15 protein-coding genes are annotated in these 19,610 nt (G+C 69.8%); 10 read left to right on the forward strand and 5 right to left on the reverse strand.

The window, feature by feature from the left end:
- Window positions 1-260: 260 nt before the first annotated feature.
- Window positions 261-1,046, reverse strand: a complete 786-nt coding sequence (locus QH270_RS19725; protein ID WP_280344535.1) for a crotonase/enoyl-CoA hydratase family protein — start codon at window positions 1,044-1,046, stop codon at window positions 261-263.
- Window positions 1,047-1,105: 59 nt separating this feature from the next.
- Here QH270_RS19725 and QH270_RS19730 point away from each other — a divergent pair, with 59 nt between their 5' ends.
- The 4 genes from QH270_RS19730 (at window position 1,106) to QH270_RS19745 (ending at window position 4,989) form a co-directional block, all read left to right on the forward strand.
- Window positions 1,106-1,711: a TetR/AcrR family transcriptional regulator gene (locus QH270_RS19730; protein WP_280344537.1), complete on the forward strand. Its 606-nt coding sequence runs from the start codon at window positions 1,106-1,108 to the stop codon at window positions 1,709-1,711.
- 18 nt (window positions 1,712-1,729) lie between these two features.
- Window positions 1,730-3,358 (forward strand): acyl-CoA dehydrogenase family protein, encoded by a 1,629-nt coding sequence (locus QH270_RS19735; protein ID WP_280344541.1) that lies wholly within the window; start codon window positions 1,730-1,732, stop codon window positions 3,356-3,358.
- A 243-nt stretch (window positions 3,359-3,601) separates the two neighbouring features.
- Entirely contained in the window at window positions 3,602-4,270 is a 669-nt protein-coding gene (locus tag QH270_RS19740) for a nucleoside/nucleotide kinase family protein (RefSeq protein WP_280344543.1), read from the forward strand.
- Window positions 4,271-4,431: 161 nt separating this feature from the next.
- Window positions 4,432-4,989 (forward strand): potassium channel family protein, encoded by a 558-nt coding sequence (locus QH270_RS19745; protein WP_280344545.1) that lies wholly within the window; start codon window positions 4,432-4,434, stop codon window positions 4,987-4,989.
- On the opposite strand, the gene pgi is transcribed toward QH270_RS19745, so the two are convergent.
- The gene (pgi, locus tag QH270_RS19750; protein ID WP_280344547.1) at window positions 4,958-6,598 is read right to left on the reverse strand and encodes a glucose-6-phosphate isomerase; all 1,641 of its coding nucleotides are present in this window, start codon (window positions 6,596-6,598) and stop codon (window positions 4,958-4,960) included. The two genes, QH270_RS19745 and pgi, sit on opposite strands and share 32 nt — an antisense overlap.
- Before the next feature lie 106 nt (window positions 6,599-6,704).
- Between pgi and QH270_RS19755 the strand changes: the two genes are divergently transcribed.
- Window positions 6,705-8,162 carry an NAD-dependent succinate-semialdehyde dehydrogenase gene (locus QH270_RS19755; protein ID WP_280344550.1) on the forward strand — a complete coding sequence of 486 codons (1,458 nt, stop codon included), beginning with the start codon at window positions 6,705-6,707 and terminating at the stop codon, window positions 8,160-8,162.
- A gap of 89 nt (window positions 8,163-8,251) precedes the next feature.
- On the opposite strand, the gene QH270_RS19760 is transcribed toward QH270_RS19755, so the two are convergent.
- A complete protein-coding gene (locus QH270_RS19760) occupies window positions 8,252-8,545 on the reverse strand; it encodes a chorismate mutase (RefSeq protein ID WP_022566231.1) in 294 nt (97 codons plus the stop codon).
- 299 nt (window positions 8,546-8,844) lie between these two features.
- Here QH270_RS19760 and pcrA point away from each other — a divergent pair, with 299 nt between their 5' ends.
- Window positions 8,845-11,424 carry a DNA helicase PcrA gene (pcrA, locus tag QH270_RS19765; protein ID WP_280344553.1) on the forward strand — a complete coding sequence of 860 codons (2,580 nt, stop codon included), beginning with the start codon at window positions 8,845-8,847 and terminating at the stop codon, window positions 11,422-11,424.
- Here pcrA and QH270_RS19770 read toward each other — a convergent pair.
- The gene (locus QH270_RS19770) at window positions 11,421-12,800 is read right to left on the reverse strand and encodes a DUF1731 domain-containing protein (protein WP_280344556.1); all 1,380 of its coding nucleotides are present in this window, start codon (window positions 12,798-12,800) and stop codon (window positions 11,421-11,423) included. The genes pcrA and QH270_RS19770 overlap by 4 nt on opposite strands.
- A 153-nt stretch (window positions 12,801-12,953) precedes the next feature.
- Entirely contained in the window at window positions 12,954-14,030 is a 1,077-nt protein-coding gene (locus QH270_RS19775) for a M23 family metallopeptidase (protein ID WP_280344559.1), read from the reverse strand.
- Window positions 14,031-14,587: 557 nt separating this feature from the next.
- On the opposite strand from QH270_RS19775, the gene sucC reads away from it, so the two are divergent.
- The 4 genes from sucC to QH270_RS19795 all read left to right on the forward strand — a co-directional run.
- Window positions 14,588-15,763 (forward strand): ADP-forming succinate--CoA ligase subunit beta, encoded by a 1,176-nt coding sequence (gene sucC, locus QH270_RS19780; protein ID WP_280344562.1) that lies wholly within the window; start codon window positions 14,588-14,590, stop codon window positions 15,761-15,763.
- Window positions 15,764-15,776: 13 nt separating this feature from the next.
- Window positions 15,777-16,694: a succinate--CoA ligase subunit alpha gene (sucD, locus tag QH270_RS19785; RefSeq protein ID WP_280344564.1), complete on the forward strand. Its 918-nt coding sequence runs from the start codon at window positions 15,777-15,779 to the stop codon at window positions 16,692-16,694.
- Window positions 16,695-16,971: 277 nt separating this feature from the next.
- The gene (locus QH270_RS19790; protein ID WP_280344566.1) at window positions 16,972-18,039 is read left to right on the forward strand and encodes a DUF5336 domain-containing protein; all 1,068 of its coding nucleotides are present in this window, start codon (window positions 16,972-16,974) and stop codon (window positions 18,037-18,039) included.
- Window positions 18,040-18,152: 113 nt separating this feature from the next.
- A partial coding sequence (locus QH270_RS19795) for a cell division protein PerM (protein WP_280344570.1) occupies window positions 18,153-19,610 on the forward strand: 1,458 nt, incomplete at its 3' end.

Consider the following 19,610-nt stretch of genomic DNA (forward strand, 5'->3'; position numbering starts at 1 on the left):
TGGCGCGGTGTGGGGGGGGGGCGGGCGGTGGGTGCGGGTTGGGGTGGGGGTGTGGGGCGGCCTGGGGGGGCGCGGGCGGGTCCCGCGCGCGCCGACCACCCGGCGCCCCAGCTCGCCGGCTCGGAGCCGATCGTGAATCGCGTGCAGGAGAGCGGGTTCCATCGCATCGTCGGTACGCCACAGCCCCTGCAGAGCGATCGGCGTTCCCATCCCGCGATGGGTGCGCAGAAAGATCTCGTCGACGACCGTGAGCCGGTCCATCACCGCGGTTCGGGTGTGCCGTGCCTGCCCGCCCCGGCGGCGAAGCGGGCGGCGCCGTCCAGCGCGCCGTCGGACAGCGCCGTCAGCCCGTGCTGGAACTCGATCCGGAGCGCCTCGTCCTCGGGGTGGCCGTGCTGGTCGTAGAGGGCGGCGCGGTCCGAGCGCAGGCAGGTCTGCGGCAGAGCGGCCAGCTGCGCGGCCATTTCCTCGGCGGCGTGGCGAGCCTCGCCGGCGGGGACCACCCGCGTCACCAGGCCCATCTGCAAGGCCTCCGGCGCGCTCACCGCGCGTCCGGTGAGGATCATGTCCAGCGCCCTGCCCTCGCCGACGACGCGCGGCAGCCGCACCGTGCCGCCGTCGATGAGTGGCACGCCCCAGCGGCGGCAGAACACGCCGAAGGTCGCGTCCTGCTCGGCGATGCGCAGATCGCACCACAGCGCCAGTTCCAGCCCGCCCGCCACGGCGTAGCCGGAGACCGCGGCGATCACCGGCTTGGACAGGCGCATGCGGGTGGGGCCCATCGGGCCGTCGCCGTCCACGGTGGCCTGATTGCTGTTCTCGGTGCCGAGCGCCTTCAGGTCGGCGCCCGCGCAGAAGGTGCCGTGCTCGCCCCACAGCACCGCGACCGAGGCCGCCGGGTCGGCGTCGAAGGCGCGGAACGCCTCGACCAGGGCCAGCGCGGTGGGGCCGTCGACGGCGTTGCGGGCCTGCGGGCGGCTCAGGATCACGGTGGTGACCGGGCCCTTGTACTCGACGCGAACCGGATGCGATGGACCGTCAGTCATCCTCCGACCATACGGCCAAGGGCTTGTGTGAAGCAATGAATCAGTGGTTCACTTCTTGCATGGTGTACCGCAGAACACCCGCCGTGCAGGCCCGGCTCGACGCGCAACGCGCGCTGATCGTGCAGGGTGCCACCCGCGTGCTCTCGCGCGCCGGGTTCGCAGGGCTCTCGATGGCCGCGGTGGCCGCCGAAGCGGGCATCGCCACGGGAACGGTCTACAAGCAGTTCGAGAACAAGGCCGAACTGGTGGCCGCCGTCTTCGAGACCGTGGTCGCCCGCGAGGTCGAAGCCGTGCGCGCCGCGGCCATCGACGGCGATGTCGTGCAGCGGGTCACCGCGGCCGTCGAGACCTTCGCGGGGCGTGCCATGAAGAACCCGAAACTGGCCTATGTGCTGCTGGCCGAGCCGGTCGACACGGCCGTCGACGCCCAGCGGCTGGAGTTCCGGCGCGCCTTCGCCGCCGTCTTCGCGACCGCGATCTCGCACGGCATCGCCCAGGGCGCACTGCCCGCCCAGGACGCGGCGCTCAGCGCGGCGGCCCTGGTCGGCTCGATCGGCGAGGTGCTGGTCGGGCCGCTGGTGGCCGCCCCGCACGCCGAGTCCGTCATCCCCGAATTGGTAGCTTTCGCCGTGCGCGCGCTCGGTGCGCGCCCGGAATCGTCGTAGTCGAAGGAGTTTCCGGCCATGCAGACCCACGAAGTGTTCAATCAGGCGCCCCCGCTGGTCCCCTTCGACGCCGCGCGCAACCCCGCGCTGCTCGAGGGCCTGCACCGCGAAGGCGCGGGCTGGGCCGAGGCCGAGGTTCGTGAACTCGGCAGGCTCGCAGGCGATGTCGCCGCGCAGGAATGGGGCAGGCTGGCCAACGAATACCCGCCGGTGCTGCACACCCACGACCGCTGGGGCCACCGGGTAGACGAGGTGGAGTTCCACCCGCACTGGCACGACCTGATGAATGTCGCTGTCGCCCATGGGCTGCACGGCTCGCCGTGGCTGGACGAGCGCCCCGGCGCGCACACCGCGCGCGCCGCCAAGTTCTACACCTGGGGTGTCGCCGACGCCGGGCACATGTGTCCCATCTCGATGACCTACGCCGTGGTGCCCGCCCTGCGGCACAACCCCGAACTCGCCGCCCGCTACGAGCCGCTGCTCGGTTCGCGCACCTACGATTTCGGCCTGCGCGAGCCATCCACCAAGGCCGGCCTGATCGCGGGTATGTCGATGACGGAGAAGCAGGGCGGCTCCGATGTGCGCGCCAACACCACCACCGCCGCGCCGCAGCCGGACGGCTCGTACCGGATCGTCGGGCACAAGTGGTTCACCTCGGCGCCCATGTCGGACATGTTCCTGACGCTGGCCCAGGCGCCAGGCGGGCTGTCGTGCTTCCTGCTGCCGCGGGTGCTGCCCGACGGCACCCGCAACCCGATCCGAATCCAGCGGCTCAAGGACAAGCTGGGCAACAAGTCCAACGCCTCCTCGGAGATCGAGTACGAGAACGCCACCGGCTGGCTGGTCGGCGCCGAGGGCGCGGGCGTGAAGACCATCATCGAGATGGTCAACATGACCCGCCTCGACTGCGTGATCGGCTCGGCCACCAACATGCGGATGGGCGCCGTCGCCGCCGTGCACCACGCCCGGCATCGGAAAGCGTTCGGCGCCGACCTGATCGATCAGCCCGCCATGCGTAACGTGCTGGCCGACCTGGTGATCGAGTCCGATGCCGCGACCACCGTGATGATGCGGCTGGCGGGCGCCACCGACCGGGCGGGCAGCGACCCGGCCGAGGCCGCGCTGCGCCGGATCGCGCTCGCCGTCACCAAGTACTGGGTGTGCAAGCGGGCGCCGATGCACGCCGCCGAAGCGCTGGAATGCCTGGGCGGCAACGGGTATGCCGAGGAGTCGGGCATGCCGCGGCTGTATCGGGAGGCGCCCCTCATGTCGATCTGGGAGGGTTCGGGCAATGTCGCGGCGCTGGACGCGCTGCGCGCCATGGGCCGCCAGCCCGAGAGCGTGGAGGCCTACTTCGCCGAGGTGTCGCTGGCCCGTGGCGCGAACCCGCGCCTGGACGACGCGATCGACCGCGTCGGCAAGGAACTCACCGACCTGTCCGACATCGAGTACCGCGCGCGCCGCGTCGTGGAGCTGATGGCGCTGGTCCTGCAGGGCGCCCAGCTGGTGCGCCACGGCCATCCCGCCGTCGCCGACGCCTTCTGCGCGACCCGCCTCGGCGACGACTGGGGCATCGCCTTCGGCACGCTGCCCGTCGGCGTCGACACCGGCGCGATCGTGGAGCGCGCCTTCGTCGACGTGCGGTAGCGCGGCGGTGCCCTCGCGATCACGCGGCGAGATCACCGTGCCGCCGATGATCCCCAGGGGCATCGCCGCGGCGATTCGCCTGCCGCCGGTCGGTCCGCCTGTCGTGCGCGGCGGTCGTCAGCCGTCGGTCGGCTCCCGCCTGTCTCGTGCGCGGCGCCGGCTGCCTCGGTTCGGCTCGCCTCCTGAACTTCGTGCGGGACCGGCGAACGGCCACGCGACGGTGGGATCGCTAGGGTTGCCCGGGTGACCTCCGACAGCCTCCCGGTGCGTGCGCTCGCCCGGCGGATTCCGGTCGGCCGGGCGCCGGGACAGCGCTTCCTGCTCGGCCTCGCCGGGCCGCCGGGGGCGGGCAAATCGACCCTCGCGCAGCGGCTGTGCGATGAGCTCGCCGCAGCCGGGCGCGCCGCCGCCGTCGCGCCGATGGATGGCTATCACCTGCGCAACGAGATCCTGCGGAAGCGGGGCGCGCTGGAGCGCAAGGGAGAACCCGACACCTTCGACGCGGCGGGATTCGTCGCCGACCTGCGGACGCTGCGGCAGACACCGATCGGCGAGCCGGTCCCGTGGCCGCTGTTCGACCGCGCCATCGACGAGCCCACCGAGGGCGGCGTGATCGTGCGCGACGAACAGATCGTGGTGGTCGAGGGCAACTACCTGCTGCTCACCGATGCCGAGGCGCCCGGGTGGGCCGAGGCGCGCGGCCTGCTCGACGCGTGCTGGTACCTCGACGCCGCACGCGATGTGCTCACCGAGCGGCTGGTCCGCAGGCACATCGTGGGCGGCCGAACCCCGGCCGCCGCCGACGCGAAGGTGCGTGACAGCGACCTGCGCAACGCCGACCTCATCGCCGTGAGCCGGGCACGCGCCGATCTGATCCTGTCGGCGGCGGGAAACGGCTACCGGATCGGCTAGCCCACCGGGCGGATCCTCGGCCGCGGGCCCGTGCGGTGCCGCCGATATGGGTCCCGAGCGGCCGTGACGGACAGCGCGGCGGCACCGGCGCAGCGGACCAATCGGGTCGGTGATCGGCGCGTATGCCCGGAATCCGGCGGCAGGCGGGCAATCATGGACCGATGACGCGAGTTCGGCGGATCGGGGTGCCAGTGCACGCGCTGCGCAACGCCGCGGCGGCGGGGTTCGCGCTGATCCTCTACTACAGCGTGCCGATGGGCGTCTTCTTCGAGCTCGACGCGTGGCCGGGCCGGGTGCTCGGCGTGGTCGGGTTCTTGTGCGGGGTCGCCGGACTGGGCTGGCTCGTCTGGCGGCGGATCGAGTACTTCCTGAAAGCCCCGGCCGGTGCGGGCGGTCGCGTCGACGGGGTGCTGCTCGTGGTGTGCGTCGTCTGTGTGGTCTTCTCGCTGTTCTACTACCGATTGCAGCAGCTGCACCCAGACCAGTTCGAGGGTTTGTCGACGCGCACCGACGCGCTGTACTACACCCTGGTCACGCTGGGCACCGTCGGCTTCGGTGACGTGCACGCGGTGGGGCAGGTCGCCCGGGTCGTGACCATGGTGCAGATCGTGTTCGACCTGGTGGTCATCGGCACTCTGATCAGCATCGTCACGAGCCGGGTGAACACGCGGATCGTGGCCGCCGAGATCAGCGACGATGGGCCCGATACCACCCGATGAGCTCATCGGTCGACGAATCACCCTGCGACACCGGCTGCTCCGGCTCGCTGAGCAGCGGCGCCAGCGCCAGCGCCTGTTGCTTGCCGAGTTCCACACCCCACTGGTCGAAGCTGTCGATGCCCCAGATCGTGCCTTCCACGAACACCTGGTGCTCGTAGAGCGCGATCAGCTGACCCACCGTCGACGGCGTGAGCTCCGGTGCGAGGACGGTGGTGCTCGGCCGGTTGCCCGGCATCACCTTGTGCGGCACCAGCTTCGGGTCGGTGCCCTCGGCGGCGATCTCCTCGGCGGTCTTGCCGAAGGCCAGCACCTTGCTCTGCGCGAACAGGTTGCTCATCAGGATGTCGTGCATGCTGCCGGTGCCGTCGCGGGTGGGCAGGTCGTCGGTCGACCTGGCGAAGCCGAGGAAATCGGCCGGGATCAGCCGCGTGCCCTGGTGCAGCAGCTGGTAGAAGGCGTGCTGGCCGTTCGTGCCCGGCTCGCCCCAGAAGATCTCGCCGGTCGAGGTGGTCACCGGGGTGCCGTCGGCACGCACCGACTTGCCGTTGGACTCCATCGTCAGCTGTTGCAGATATGCCGGAAAGCGCGCCAGATCGTTCGAGTACGGCAGCACCGCACGCGATTCGGCGCCGAAGAAGTTCGAATACCAGACCCCGAGCATGCCGAGCAGCACCGGACCGTTCTGGTCCAGCGGCGCGGTCGCGAAATGCCGGTCGACGGCGTGCATGCCGTCGAGGAACTCGGCGAAGCGCTCCTTGCCGATGGTCACCATCACGGCGAGGCCGATGGCCGAGTCGACCGAGTAGCGGCCACCGACCCAGTCCCAGAAACCGAACATGTGCGCGGGGTCGATGCCGAACTCGGCGACGCGTTCGGCATTGGTCGAGACCGCGACGAAATGCTTGGCGACGGCGTCCTCGCCGAGCGCGTCGACCAGCCAGCGGCGCGCCGCCGTCGCGTTGGTGAGGGTCTCGAGGGTGGAGAAGGTCTTGGAGGCGACGATGAACAGGGTGCCTGCCGGATCGAGCCCGGCGAGCTTGGCGACCAGATCGCACGGGTCGACATTGGAGACGAACCGTGCCGAGAGTCCGGGCTGGACGTAGTGGCGCAGCGCGCGATACACCATGTCCGGCCCGAGATCGGAGCCGCCGATGCCGATGTTGACCACCGTGGTGATGCGTTCCCCGGTCGCGCCGCGCCACCGGCCCGAGCGCACCGAATCGGCGAATTCGCCCATCCTGTCGAGGACTTCGTGCACCTCGGTGCTCGCTTCGGCGCCGTCGATGACGAGCTGCTCGCCGCGCGGCAGCCGCAGGGCGATGTGCCCGACGGCGCGGTCCTCGGAGGTGTTGATGTGGGTGCCGGAGAACATCGCGTCGCGCCGCTCGGGAACACCGGCGGTGCGGGCGAGATCGACGAGTAGTCGCAGGGTTTCGCGGGTCACGCGATGTTTGCTGTAGTCGATGTGCAGGTCGGCCACCCGCAGGGTCATGTCTTTGCCGCGCGCCGGATCCTCGGCGAACAGCTCGCGCAGGTGCACGGGTGCGACGCTGCGGTGATTGTCGTGCAGTGCCTGCCAGGCCGCCGACGCGGTGATGTCGCTGCTCACGACAGCCGACATTACAGCGTCGGCCCGACTCCGGCGCCGCGGTCGGACTCCGTCGAGCTGAGCGCGAGCGCCGGTTTTCGGATGGCTCGATCGTTAGGCTGGCGACATGGTGTCCGAACGTGAAGTACTCGAATTCGTACCGAAGGGTTTGTGGATCGGCTCGGGGCCGATCGAGGCGACCGGCGGCGGCACCTTCGCGGTGCGCAATCCCGCCGACGACTCGGTGCTCGCGGAGGTCGCCGACGCGACGCCCGAGGACGCGATGCGCGCGCTCGACGCGGCCGTCGCGGCGGGTGAGTCCTGGGCGGCGACGCCGGCCAGGGAGCGCGGCGAGATCCTGCGCACCGTGTTCGAGCAGCTGACAGCGCGCGCCGAGGAGTTCGCGCTGCTGATGACGCTCGAGATGGGCAAGGCCCTGCAGGAGAGCCGCAACGAGGTGCGCTACGGCGCCGAGTTCTTCCGCTGGTTCAGCGAGGAGGCGGTGCGCGTGCACGGCCGCTACCTGCACGCCCCCTCGGGTGCCGGGCGGATCATGGTGACCAAACAGCCGGTCGGCCCGTGCCTGGCGATCACGCCGTGGAACTTCCCGCTGGCCATGGGCACCCGCAAGATCGGGCCCGCGCTGGCGGCGGGGTGCACGATGGTCGTCAAGCCCGCCTCGGCGACCCCGCTGACCATGCTGGCGCTGGCGAAACTGTGCAGCGAGGCGGGTTTGCCCGACGGCGTGCTCTCGGTGGTCACCACCCGGCGTTCCGGCGCCGTCACCGGCCCGCTGATCGACGATCCGCGCCTGCGCAAGCTCACCTTCACCGGTTCCACCGAAGTCGGTAAGAAGCTCGTCGCGGCCTCGGCGAACCGCCTGCTGCGCACCTCGATGGAACTGGGCGGCAACGCCCCGTTCGTCGTGTTCGACGACGCCGACATCGACGCCGCCGTCGCCGGGGCGATGCAGGCCAAACTGCGCAACGGCGGCGAGGCGTGCACCGCGGCCAACCGCTTCCACGTCCAGCGCGGCGTGCTCGAGGAGTTCACCACCAAGCTGGTCGCGGCGATGACCGACAGCGTGGTGTTGGGCCCCGGCACCGACCCGGCCAGCACTCTCGGCCCGCTGGTGAGTGAGGACCAGCTCGGGATCGTCAGCGATCTGGTCGACGACGCCGTCGGCAAGGGCGCGCGGCTGCTGCTCGGCGGCAAGGCGCCCGGCGGCCCCGGCTGGTTCTACCCGGCCACCGTCCTCGGCGATGTTCCGGCCAGTGCCCGCATCGTGCACGAGGAGGTGTTCGGGCCGGTCGCGCCGATCGTCGCCTTCGACACCGAGGAAGAGGGCGTCGCGGCGGCGAACGACACCGAATACGGCCTGGTCAGCTACGTCTACACGCGCGATCTGGATCGGGCGTTGCGGGTGTCGGAGGCGGTCGAGACGGGCATGGTCGGGGTGAATCGCGGCGTCATCTCCGACCCGGCGGCCCCGTTCGGCGGTGTGAAGGAATCGGGCTTCGGGCGCGAGGGTGGCATCGAGGGCATCGAGGAATACCTGAACACGAAGTACATCGCGCTGACCTGAGACGCGAAACCGCCCCGGGGATGGTGTCGCACCCGGGGCGGCTTTGTGGCGGCGGCGCGCTGGACGGCGCGCCGCGTGGCGTGTGGGGTCTAACGACCGAGGCGGCCTCGACCGAGACGCAGCAGCAGCATGGCGAGGGTGTGACCCTCCTGGCCGAGCTCGCTGAAGCGCTCGAGCACCTTCATCTCACGGCTGTGGACCAGGCGAGGTCCGCCGGAGGCCATCCGGGTACGTCCGATGATCCGCGAGATCTCGCTGCGGCGTTTGATCGCGGCGAGGATCGTGGCGTCGAGCTGGTCGATCTCGAGGCGGAGCTTCTCGATCTCCGCTTCGGATTGCGGCAGCGCCGAATCGGACCCGGTGGTCGTAGCAGGGGTGCTCATCATTCATCTCCTCGTGTCAGAACTTGGATCGGTTCGGCCCGACGGCCCGTTACCCGATCTGTTCCTTCACCCTGAAACTTTCCCGATGGGCGGTACCTGATCCCCCCGGGAGTACGCAAAAAGTCGCGCTGACCGCAACGATATCCGATCGGTTGCCGATCCGGGCGCGCGGCGAAGCACTGACCATGAAGCCCAGTGTGCCACGGGCCGATACCTATGCAAAACAGCTGTGTTTGTGAATCTGCTGAGAACCCGGCGGTTCGCGACCTGTCGGTGCCCGCCGGTAGCGTGGACAGACGATGGATATCACGGTCGCTCCCCACGCCTCAGCCGCCGATCCCAGCGAACCCGCGCCCGCGGTGCTATCGCGTCGGGCCGGTGGTGATTCCGGTGCGTCCGGCGGCGGTCTGGCCGAGGCGGCGGCCCGGCACAGCGCCGAGCAGGAACAGCGCCGCAAGGAGCGGGAACAGCGTCGCGCGGAGGAGACCGAGCGCCTGCTCGACGGGCTCAATCCGCAGCAGCGCGCCGCCGTGGTGCACGCGGGCTCGCCGCTGCTGATCGTTGCGGGCGCGGGCTCCGGCAAGACCGCCGTGCTCACCCGGCGCATCGCCTACCTGCTCGCCGCCCGCGGCGTGCAGACCGGGCAGATCCTCGCCATCACCTTCACCAACAAGGCCGCCGCCGAGATGCGCGAGCGGGTGGCCGGGCTGGTCGGCCCGCGCGCGGCCAGCATGTGGGTCTCGACGTTCCATTCCAGCTGCGTGCGGATTCTGCGGATGCAGGCCGCGCTGCTGCCGGGGCTGAATTCCAATTTCTCCATCTACGACGCCGACGATTCGCGCCGGCTACTCACGATGATCAGCCGCGATTTCGACCTCGACACCAAAAAATATTCGGCGCGATTGCTCGCCACCGCTATTTCCAACTTGAAGAACGAACTGATCGGGCCCGAACAGGCCGCCGCCGACGCCGAGGCCGACGAGACCGAACTGCCCGCACTGGTCGCCCGGGTCTACGCCGAGTACCAGAAGCGGCTGCGCGCGGCCAACGCGCTGGACTTCGACGATCTGATCGGCGAGACCGTGGCCCTGCTGCAGAACCATCCGCAGGTGGCCGAGTACTACCGGCGCCGCTTCCGGCACGTTCTCGTCGACGAGTACCAGGACACCAACCACGCCCAGTACGTGTTGGTGCGCGAGCTCGTCGGGCACCACACCGAGGGCGACGAGGAGGGTGTCGAGCCGAGCGAGCTGTGCGTCGTCGGTGACGCCGACCAGTCGATCTACGCCTTCCGCGGCGCGACCATCCGCAATATCGAAGAGTTCGAACGCGATTTCCCCGACGCGGAAACCATTCTGCTGGAACAGAATTACCGCTCCACCCAGCACATCCTCTCCGCGGCCAACGCGGTGATCTCGCGCAACGAGGGCAGGCGCGAGAAGAAGCTGTGGACCGATTCCGGTGAGGGCGAACTGATCACCGGCTATGTCGCCGACAACGAACACGACGAGGCCGCGTTCGTCGCCAAAGAGATCGACAAGCTGGTCGACGCGGGCGAGGCCAACTACGGCGATGTCGCGGTGTTCTATCGCACCAACAACAATTCGCGGGCGCTGGAGGAGATCTTCATCCGCATGGGGCTGCCGTACAAGGTGGTCGGCGGTGTGCGTTTCTACGAGCGCAAGGAAGTCCGCGATGTGGTCGCGTATCTGCGGGTGCTGGAGAACCCCGACGACGCTGTGAGCCTGCGCCGCATTCTCAATACCCCGCGTCGCGGAATCGGTGACCGCGCCGAAGCCTGCGTGGCGGTGCACGCCGAACAGCGCGATATCGGTTTCGCCGCCGCGCTGCGCGACGCCGCCGACGGAAAAGTCGCGCTGTTGAACACCCGGTCGCAGCGGGCGATCGCCGGATTCCTCGACCTGCTCGAGGAGATCCGCGCGGCCGGACAACGCGCCGACAGCGAATATCCCGATGTCGGCAATGTCGTCGACGCGGTGCTCGACCGCACCGGATACCGCGCCGAGCTGGAGGCCTCCGACGATCCGCAGGACGGCGCCCGGCTCGACAACCTCAACGAACTCGTCAGCGTGGCACGCGAATTCAGCTCCGAGGCGTTCAACAACGCCGAGGCCGCGCGGGAGGAGGGGCTGCTGCCGGAGGTGGGCGACGGCGAACCGGAACCCGGCTCGCTGGCGGCGTTCCTGGAGCGGGTCTCGCTCGTCGCCGATACCGACCAGATCCCGGACGAGGGGTCGGGCGTCGTCACGATGATGACGCTGCACACCGCGAAGGGCCTGGAATTCCCCGTCGTGTTCGTCACCGGCTGGGAGGACGGGCAGTTCCCGCACATGCGAGCTCTCGGCGATCCCACCGAGCTCGCCGAGGAACGACGGCTCGCCTACGTGGGCATCACCCGCGCGCGCCAGCGGCTCTATCTGTCGCGAGCGGTCGTGCGCTCGGGCTGGGGGCAGCCGGTCTCGAACCCGGAATCGCGTTTCCTGCAGGAGATTCCGCAGCATCTGCTGGATTGGCGACGGCTGGAGCCGGTGGTGTCACCGGTGCAGCGTGGCCGCCGCCGCGGCGAGGACAGCGGTTTCGAGCGGGATTGGACGCGCGGCGACGGCTGGGATCAGCGTCCCGGCGTGCGCGGCGGGTCCGGGCAGCGCAGGCCCGCGCCGGGAGGCGGCGGGATCAAGCGCAACAACACCGATCTCGTGCTCGCCGTGGGCGATCGGGTCAGTGACGACAAGTACGGTCTCGGCCGCGTGGTCGCCGCGGACGGCGTCGGCCCGCTGGCGACCGTCACCATCGACTTCGGTACCGCGGGGAAGATCCGGCTGATCCCTCAATACAGCCGGACCATCGTCAAGCTCTAGCGCGGCATGAGGTCGGTCAGGGCCTCGTCCAGCGTGGGGTAGCGGAAGGTGAAACCCACCTTGGGCAGGATCTCCGAGGTGGCATGACGACCGGTGAGGCCGAGCGCGGCGTCGGTGCGCAGGACAACGGCACCCACCTTCAGCATCGCCGACGGGGTCGGTGGTGAGGGCGGCCGGTGCAGGTGGCGGCGCAGGCTCGCCATGAGTTCGGTATTGCGCACGGGGTTGTCGGTGGCGGCGACCAGGATGCCGTCGGGGAGGCTCACCTCCGGATCGAGGCCGAGCGCGGCGCGGACGATGGCCAGCCAGTCCTCGATGTGGATCCAGCTGAACCACTGGTCACCGGCGCCGACGCGGCCGCCGAGCCCCGCCTTGGTGAGCTGGCCGAGCCGCTTGAGCGCGGGCGCGTCGGGCTCGAGCACGATGGAGGTGCGCAGGATCGTCCAGTGGTCGGCCCGCGCCGGGTCGAAGGCTTCCTCCCACGGCTGGGCGACACCGGTCATCTGCGGCAGGCCGACGGGCAGGGGAGTGGTTTCGGTGCACCGGGTCTCGCCCGCGTCGGACCAGATGGCGGTGGTGCTGGCCTGCACCCAGTAGTCGACCGGCTTGTCCCGCAATCCGGCCGCGGCGACGAGAGCGGTGGTGGAATCGACGCGGCTGGAACGCAATTCGGCGATATTGCGCTCGGTGGGCCGGACATCGACCAGTTTGCCCGCCAGGTTGATCACGGCCATCGGCCCGGGTTCGCGCAGTTCGGCGGCCCACGCGCCGACCGAGCGGCCGTCCCATTCGGTCTGCCGGAACGGTAGCGAGCGGTTCCGCCGCCGGGTGAGCAGGGTGACGTGCAGGCCGCGGCAGATGAGGTCGGCGGCGATCTGGGTGCCGAGCGCGCCGGTGCCGCCCGCGATGACCACGGTGAGCGCGTCCTCGGCGGGCACGAGTCCGGCCAGCCGGGCCAGCCGCGAGAAGTTCACCCGCGCATCGGTTTCGATGTACGGCCGCACCACCGCGCGCATCGCCGCGGCGGAGGGTCCGCTGAACCGCAGTTCCTGCGAGATCTCGGTGCCCCCGTCTCGGGGCGTGAGCCGCCAGGTGAGACGCATCGTGCCCGCGGGCTCGGGCTGCTCGATGGTCAGCTCGCGCTCCGGTGTCAGCGTGGTGATGGTGAACGGTTTGCCGAATCGCCCATGCACCCGCGCCGAGAGTTTGCCGTTGGGCACGTAATCGCCGGTGGCGCCGACCTCCACGGGTCCGTGCATCCACACATCTCGCACGCCCGGATTCCATTCCGGCCACTGCGAGATGTCCCCGAGCACGCTCCACACCAATTCCGGTGCCAGTGCGATGAACTGCGTGTACTTCGTCGTACCACCCATGCTCCCCCGCCTCTCCGCGACTTCGAGCCAGACTCAGGTGCCAGCCACGATACGTCGGCGGCCGGCGGTTGGTCCACGGCGCGGGTTTGCTGTGGTCGGTGAGTTACCCATGTCCTTGCGAGAGCGGGTGCTCACCGGGTCGCACACGAATCCCTAGTCGCGTTGGGCGCCCAGGCTGATGCCTCGGGTGGCGAGCCACGGGACCGGGTCGATCTTGTCGGTGCCGTTGAGCCAGACCTCGAAGTGGCAGTGCGGGCCGGTGGAGAAGCCGCGGTTGCCCATGGTGGCGATCTGGTCGCCGGCCAGGACGCGCTCGCCCTGCGAGACCGTCGCGGTGTCGATGTGGCCGTAGATGGTGACCGTGCCGTCGTCGTGCAGGACGCGGACCCACATACCGAAGCCGGAGGCCGGGCCCGCCTCGATGACGGTGCCGTCGGCGACCGAGTAGATCGGGGTACCGATCGGGCCGGCGACGTCGATGCCCAGGTGCTGCACACCCCAGCGGGCGCCGAAACCGGAGGTGTAGTTGCCGGTGGTGAACTTGGCGAACAGCGGGCGCAGCTTGGCCGATTCCTGCGCGGCGAGGTCTTCGGCGAACTTCTGCCCCTTGGCGAGGATGTCGTCGAAGTGGCTCTTGTCGGCGATCGCGGAGGCTTCCAGCACCGAAGCGCCGGTGGCGCTCGCCGGGTCTGCCTCGGCGGTGTTCATCGACTGCGCGGCGATCTCGTGGATCTGCCCGGCGGCTTCGTAGTCGACGCCGCTGTGCGGCTGGGCCGGGTCGGCCATCGCGGCCTGTCCGGCGGCGACCACGGCGCCCGCGGCGACGGCGATCACGGCGGCGCGGCCCTTGAGGGCGGTCGGCGGCGCGGGCACACGATGCGCGCCTCCGCGGCGTTCGACGCGCTGCGGTTCGGGCGCGGTCTCGGCGGGCGCCGGGGTCCAGTCAGTGCCGGTGTTGTAGGCGCCGGTGTTGTACGCGCCGGTGTGGTACGCGCCGGAGTCGTAGGTGTCGGACTCGTCCGGAGTCCATTCGTCCTCGGCGGGCGTCCAGGCGTTGTCGCCGGACCAGTCCTGCCGGTCGTTCCAGATGTCCTGCTGCGGCCACGCGGTCTCGGGCGCCGCGGCGGGAGCGCGACGGGCCTGCGGGTGCGAGGTGTACTCGTCGGCGTACCGGTAACGGTGTCCTGAGGTGGGGCGATGTTCGACTGTGAAGGTGGAGCGGTGGTTCATCGGCTGCGCCGAATCGCCGACGGCTGTACCAAGCGAGTGCTGACGTGCCTCAAGCTTGTCGTCCTCCTCAGTCCTGACTTGCCCAGTCGTGACCTGGTTGTCGTGACCTGGTTGTGACTTCGACCGCTCTGACGGTAACGAAGCGATTGCAGAGTGGCAAGCGCTGGCCGGAAACCTACACGCCCGTGTGAGATTCGTCACCGTAACACAACGGAATATCTCACCATTTTCGGGCGTCTGGGGTGAGGTCCATCGACGACATTATGTAGTAGATAGTAGGGGGCCCCGGCTTTTGGCGTCCCGACCTGCCACGGCGGTTCCGGGCACGCGAAAACTACTCGCCAGTAGCCTTGGCCAGCGGTTTTCCGTACCTCTCTCGACACGTCGTGACCTGCGCCACTTAGGATGAACGTGGCCGATTGGCCCTCCATGTGACTGGTTAGAGTCCGACCCGACCCGCTAGCTGATCGTTTCGAGCGACCTGCAAGCAGTCGCTACGGAATGTCGGGCCCCCAACAAAGACGTTGTCATAGCAACGCAGACGAGACGGTGAGTACATGGATCTCTTCGAATATCAGGCGAAGGAGCTCTTCGTTAAGCACGGAGTGCCTTCGTCGGAGGGCCGCGTTTGCGACACGGCCGAAGAAGCACGCGCCATTGCCGAGGAAATCGGCAAGCCTGTGATGGTCAAGGCGCAGGTCAAGGTGGGCGGTCGCGGCAAGGCGGGTGGCGTCAAGTACGCCGCCACCCCGGAGGACGCGTTCACGCACGCGCAGAACATTCTCGGCCTGGACATCAAGGGCCACATCGTCAAGAAGCTCCTTGTCGCCGAAGCCAAGGACATCGCGGAGGAGTACTACATCTCCTTCCTGCTCGACCGCTCGAACCGCACCTACCTGGCGATGTGTTCGGTCGAGGGTGGCATGGAGATCGAAGAGGTCGCCGAGAAGACTCCCGAGCGCCTCGCCAAGATCCCGGTGGATGCTGTCAAGGGTGTCGACCTCGCCTTCGCCCGTGAGATCGCCGAGAAGGGCCACCTGCCCGCCGAGGTGCTCGACGCCGCGGCCGTGACCATCCAGAAGCTGTGGGAGGTCTTCACCAAGGAAGACACCACCCTGGTCGAGGTCAACCCGCTGGTGCGCACCCCCGGCGACGAGATCCTCGCCCTCGACGGCAAGGTCACCCTGGACGAGAACGCCGAGTTCCGCCAGCCCGGCCACCTCGAGTTCGCCGACGTCGACGCGACCGACCCGCTCGAGCTCAAGGCCAAGGAGAACGACCTCAACTACGTCAAGCTCGACGGCGAGGTCGGCATCATCGGCAACGGCGCCGGTCTGGTCATGTCCACCCTGGACGTCGTCGCCTACGCGGGCGAGAACCACGGCGGCGTGAAGCCGGCCAACTTCCTCGACATCGGCGGCGGCGCCTCGGCGGCCGTGATGGCAGCGGGTCTGGACGTCATCCTGGGCGACGCGCAGGTCAAGAGCGTGTTCGTCAACGTCTTCGGTGGCATCACCGCGTGTGACGCGGTCGCCAACGGCATCGTGGGCGCTCTCGAGGTGCTCGGTGACGCGGCCACCAAGCCGCTGGTCGTCCGTCTCGACGGCAACAAGGTCGAGGAGGGCCGCAAGATCCTCGCCGAGGCCAACCACCCGCTGGTGACCCTGGCCCAGACCATGGACGAAGGCGCCGACAAGGCCGCCGAACTCGCCTTCAACGGCACCGCCAAGTAAGGAACACACTGACATGTCCATCTTCCTGAACAAGGACAACAAGGTCATCGTCCAGGGCATCACCGGCGGCGAGGGCACCAAGCACACCGCGCTGATGCTGAAGGCGGGCACCAACATCGTCGGTGGCGTCAACGCCCGCAAGGCCGGCACCACGGTCAAGCACACCGACAAGGACGGCAACGAGATCGAGCTGCCCGTGTTCGGTTCCGTGGCCGAGGCCATGGAGAAGACCGGCGCCGACACCTCCATCGCGTTCGTGCCGCCCGCCTTCTCCAAGGACGCCATCATCGAGGCCATCGACGCGGAGATCCCGCTGCTCGTGGTCATCACCGAGGGCATCCCGGTGCAGGACTCCGCCTACGCGTGGGCCTACAACGTCGAAAAGGGCGAGAAGACCCGCATCATCGGCCCGAACTGCCCCGGCATCATCACCCCCGGCGAGGCGCTGGTCGGCATCACCCCGAACAACATCACCGGCAAGGGCCCGGTCGGCCTGGTGTCGAAGTCGGGCACCCTGACCTACCAGATGATGTACGAGCTGCGCGATTTCGGTTTCTCGACCGCGATCGGCATCGGCGGCGACCCGGTCATCGGCACCACCCACATCGACGCCATCGAGGCGTTCGAGAAGGACCCCGAGACCAAGATCATCGTCATGATCGGCGAGATCGGTGGTGACGCCGAGGAGCGTGCCGCGGCCTACATCAAGGCCAACGTGACCAAGCCGGTCGTCGGCTACGTCGCCGGTTTCACCGCGCCCGAGGGCAAGACCATGGGCCACGCCGGCGCCATCGTCTCCAGCGGCGGCGGTACCGCGCAGGCCAAGCAGGAGGCTCTCGAGGCCGCCGGTGTGAAGGTCGGCAAGACGCCGTCCGCCACCGCCGCACTGGCGCGCGAGATCCTGGAGAAGGCGTCGATCGCGTCTGCCTGATCCGCTCAGGGCCCGGAGGCGGTAGCTTGCGCGGCCACGAAGGGCCCCGAGGATCAGGCCGATTGGATACAGCCTGATCCGAATCTCACATCGACCTAGGCCGTCTTCCGGGTTTGCCGGAGGCGGCCTTTGTCGATTCATCCACAGGCGGTGGGTTGTCCACAGCCCGCTCGGTAGGTGATGACCGGGAACGTGGCGTGCAGTAGCGTCAAGACCGGACCAGCAGCAGTCAGTTCGACGCGACCGATGCGCACGACTCGATCAAGGAGACGACGACATGTCATACCCGACCGGGGGCTCCGGGTACAACACACCCGCGGCGCCCGCCGCGCCCAGCCAGGGTCCGAGCACCGGAGCCGCCGCGGCATCGCCATCGACCGCGACCGGCTCGGAAGGCAAAGGCCTGCCGTTCATTCTGACCGCGGCGACCGCCGGTCTCGGCGTGCTGACCTTCCTGCTCGGCTTCCTGCCCTACATCGGCTCCAAGCCGACCACCATCGGCGGCACCACCGTCGGCTCCGACATCACCTTCAGCCTGTTCGAGTGGTCGGGCGGCGCGACGGCCGCGCTGCTGCTGCTCGCCGGCCTGCTCGCCGGCGTCTCGTTGCTGCCCAAGCAGGATCTGCTCGGTGCGGCCGCCGCCTCCGCGGTGGCCGGGTTCCTCGCCCTGGTGATCTCGACCTTCGTCGGCGCCCCCGAGGGCTCCGAGCTCGAGATCGGCGCCTTCCTGGTGCTGGTGCTCGCCTTCGCGACCGCCGCGGTCGCGGTGGTGGCGCTGCTGTTCACGCTGGGAATCATCAAGGCGCCCGCGCCCAAGCCGGCGCAGCCGCAGCAGCAGCCGGGCCAGTACGGCCAGCAGGGTTACGGGCAGCAGGGTTACGGCCAGCAGGCCGGCTACGGTCAGCAGCCGTCCTACGGCCAGCAGGGTGGTTACGGCCAGGGCCAGACCGGCGGTCAGTACCCGGCCCAGTCGCCGTACGGCCAGCAGAGCCAGCCGTCGGTGCCGCAGCCGTCCTACGGGCAGCCGGGTCAGCAGGCCCAGCAGCCGTCCTACGGTCAGCAGCCGGGCCAGCAGTCGCCGTACGGTCAGCAGTACGGCGCGCCGCAGCAGCAGTCGCCCTACGGTGGCGCCCCGCAGCAGCCGCGGCCCGACGAGAGCGCGACCCAGCACTTCGGCGGTGCTCAGCCGCAGGGTGGTCAGCCCTTCGGCGCCCCGAATTACGGTGGCGCGCAGCAGGGTTCGCAGCCGCAGCCGGGTCAGGCGCAGCCGTTCGGTGGCGAGCAGGCCTCCGACCCGGCGGCCGACGCGACCACGGCGTTCCGCCCGAACGACGACAACAAGTAGAAACCGACGGCCGCCGCGCGTGGCACGGTGCGATCGCGAGCCCACAGGTGTGCCTGTGGGCTCGCGGCGCGCCTGACCCGCGCCCGCCGGGGAAGCTGCCACGCTGAATTGTCATGAGCTCCCGTAACGCCCTCGTGCGCCGGACCTCCGGGTCACGCGGCGTCGGGGAGACCTCCGCAGACTCATCCGGGCACGAGGACGAGCCGCCCTGGTGGTCGCTGTCGCCGGAACGGGCGCGGACACTGCTGCTCGTCGCGGCCCGGCCGACGATTTGTGCCTTGGCGGCGACCGTCGTCCTGGTGCTGGTGGTCATGCTCACCACCGGGACCGACCTGACCAGCGCGCCCGGCGCGGTCGCGGCGACCTGGCTCGCCGCGCACCAGATTCCGCTCACCGTCGGCCGCACCACGCTCGGGCTGCTGCCGCTCGTGCCGACCGCCGTCCTGGTCTGGGCCGCGGCCCGCGAATGCGCGCGGGCGATACCGAACCGTCCCACCCCGATCGACCTGGGCTGGCTCGCCGCGTCCGTACTGGCCGGGCCGCTGCTGCTGACCGCCGTCTGCCTGGCCGTCACCGGTGACGCGGCGGGGGTCACGCCGCTCGAACCGCCGGGCCCGCTGACGGCGTTCGGCTGGGTGATCCTGCTGTACCTCGGCGCCGCGGCGGCCGGAATCGGCAGCCGGGCCTGGCGTTCGCTGTGCGCGCTGGTGCCGGTCGACATCCCGGAGTGGGCGGTGCTCGGCGCCCGCGCGGCCCGCCGCACCGTGCTGCGGATGCTCGGCTGCGCCGCGCTGGCGACGGCCGTCTCGTTCTTCGCCCATCTGTCCCGGCTCGACGGCGCGTATCAGCAGGCGCACAACGCCACCGACGTCCTCGGGATGACGCTGCTGTCACTGCTCTACCTGCCCAATGTGGTGATCGCGGCCGCCGGGCTGCTCAGCGGCGCCGCCGTGCAGTTCGGCGCCGGTTCGGTCGGTCTGTTCGGCGTCACCGCCGGGCAGGTGCCCGCCCTGCCCGCGCTCATCCCGGTGCCCGAGGGCCCGGCCGCGCCGTGGTGGCCGGTCCTGCTGCTGGTGCCGATCGCGATCGGCGTGCTCGGCGGCATCGAACTGGGCCGCACCAGCGACGACCGGCCCGGCGCACCGTGGGCGACGCTCACCTGCGCCGCGCTGTCCACGCTGACCCTGCTGCTGCTCGCGATCGTGGGCGGTGGGCAGCTCGGCGCGGTCGGCCGCGTCGGGGTCGACCTGCTGATGCTGGTGGTGCTGATGATCACCTGGTTCGGCGTCGGCGGTTTCGTGGGCATGGTCTTCGCCCGCCGCTTCCTCGCGCCCGCCGCACCGGCCGAGCCCGAGGACGACGACGCCTACGAAGACGACGACGACGCCTACGCCTACGACGAAGACGATTACGACGAGGACGACTACTACGACGACGAAGACGAGCACGACGACGACACCGACGACTACGACGACGATCCCGCCGTCGAGGTCGACGCCGAGGTGGTCGAGGACATCGACGACGACGTCGAGGTGAGCATCGCCGCGCCCGGCTCGGCGGCGCCGCCCGCC

Origin of the sequence: Nocardia neocaledoniensis, assembly GCF_029868625.1 — a bacterium.
Taxonomy (GTDB): domain Bacteria; phylum Actinomycetota; class Actinomycetes; order Mycobacteriales; family Mycobacteriaceae; genus Nocardia; species Nocardia neocaledoniensis_A.

Coding starts and splice junctions, on each gene's coding strand:
- QH270_RS19725 (WP_280344535.1), bottom strand. CDS start 1,046: ATGACTGACGGTCCATCGCATCCGGTTCGCGTCGAGTACAAGGGCCCG.
- QH270_RS19730 (WP_280344537.1), top strand. CDS start 1,106: ATGGTGTACCGCAGAACACCCGCCGTGCAGGCCCGGCTCGACGCGCAA.
- QH270_RS19735 (WP_280344541.1), top strand. CDS start 1,730: ATGCAGACCCACGAAGTGTTCAATCAGGCGCCCCCGCTGGTCCCCTTC.
- QH270_RS19745 (WP_280344545.1), top strand. CDS start 4,432: ATGACGCGAGTTCGGCGGATCGGGGTGCCAGTGCACGCGCTGCGCAAC.
- QH270_RS19755 (WP_280344550.1), top strand. CDS start 6,705: ATGGTGTCCGAACGTGAAGTACTCGAATTCGTACCGAAGGGTTTGTGG.
- QH270_RS19760 (WP_022566231.1), bottom strand. CDS start 8,545: ATGAGCACCCCTGCTACGACCACCGGGTCCGATTCGGCGCTGCCGCAA.
- pcrA (WP_280344553.1), top strand. CDS start 8,845: ATGGATATCACGGTCGCTCCCCACGCCTCAGCCGCCGATCCCAGCGAA.
- QH270_RS19770 (WP_280344556.1), bottom strand. CDS start 12,800: ATGGGTGGTACGACGAAGTACACGCAGTTCATCGCACTGGCACCGGAA.
- QH270_RS19775 (WP_280344559.1), bottom strand. CDS start 14,030: ATGAACCACCGCTCCACCTTCACAGTCGAACATCGCCCCACCTCAGGA.
- sucC (WP_280344562.1), top strand. CDS start 14,588: ATGGATCTCTTCGAATATCAGGCGAAGGAGCTCTTCGTTAAGCACGGA.
- sucD (WP_280344564.1), top strand. CDS start 15,777: ATGTCCATCTTCCTGAACAAGGACAACAAGGTCATCGTCCAGGGCATC.
- QH270_RS19790 (WP_280344566.1), top strand. CDS start 16,972: ATGTCATACCCGACCGGGGGCTCCGGGTACAACACACCCGCGGCGCCC.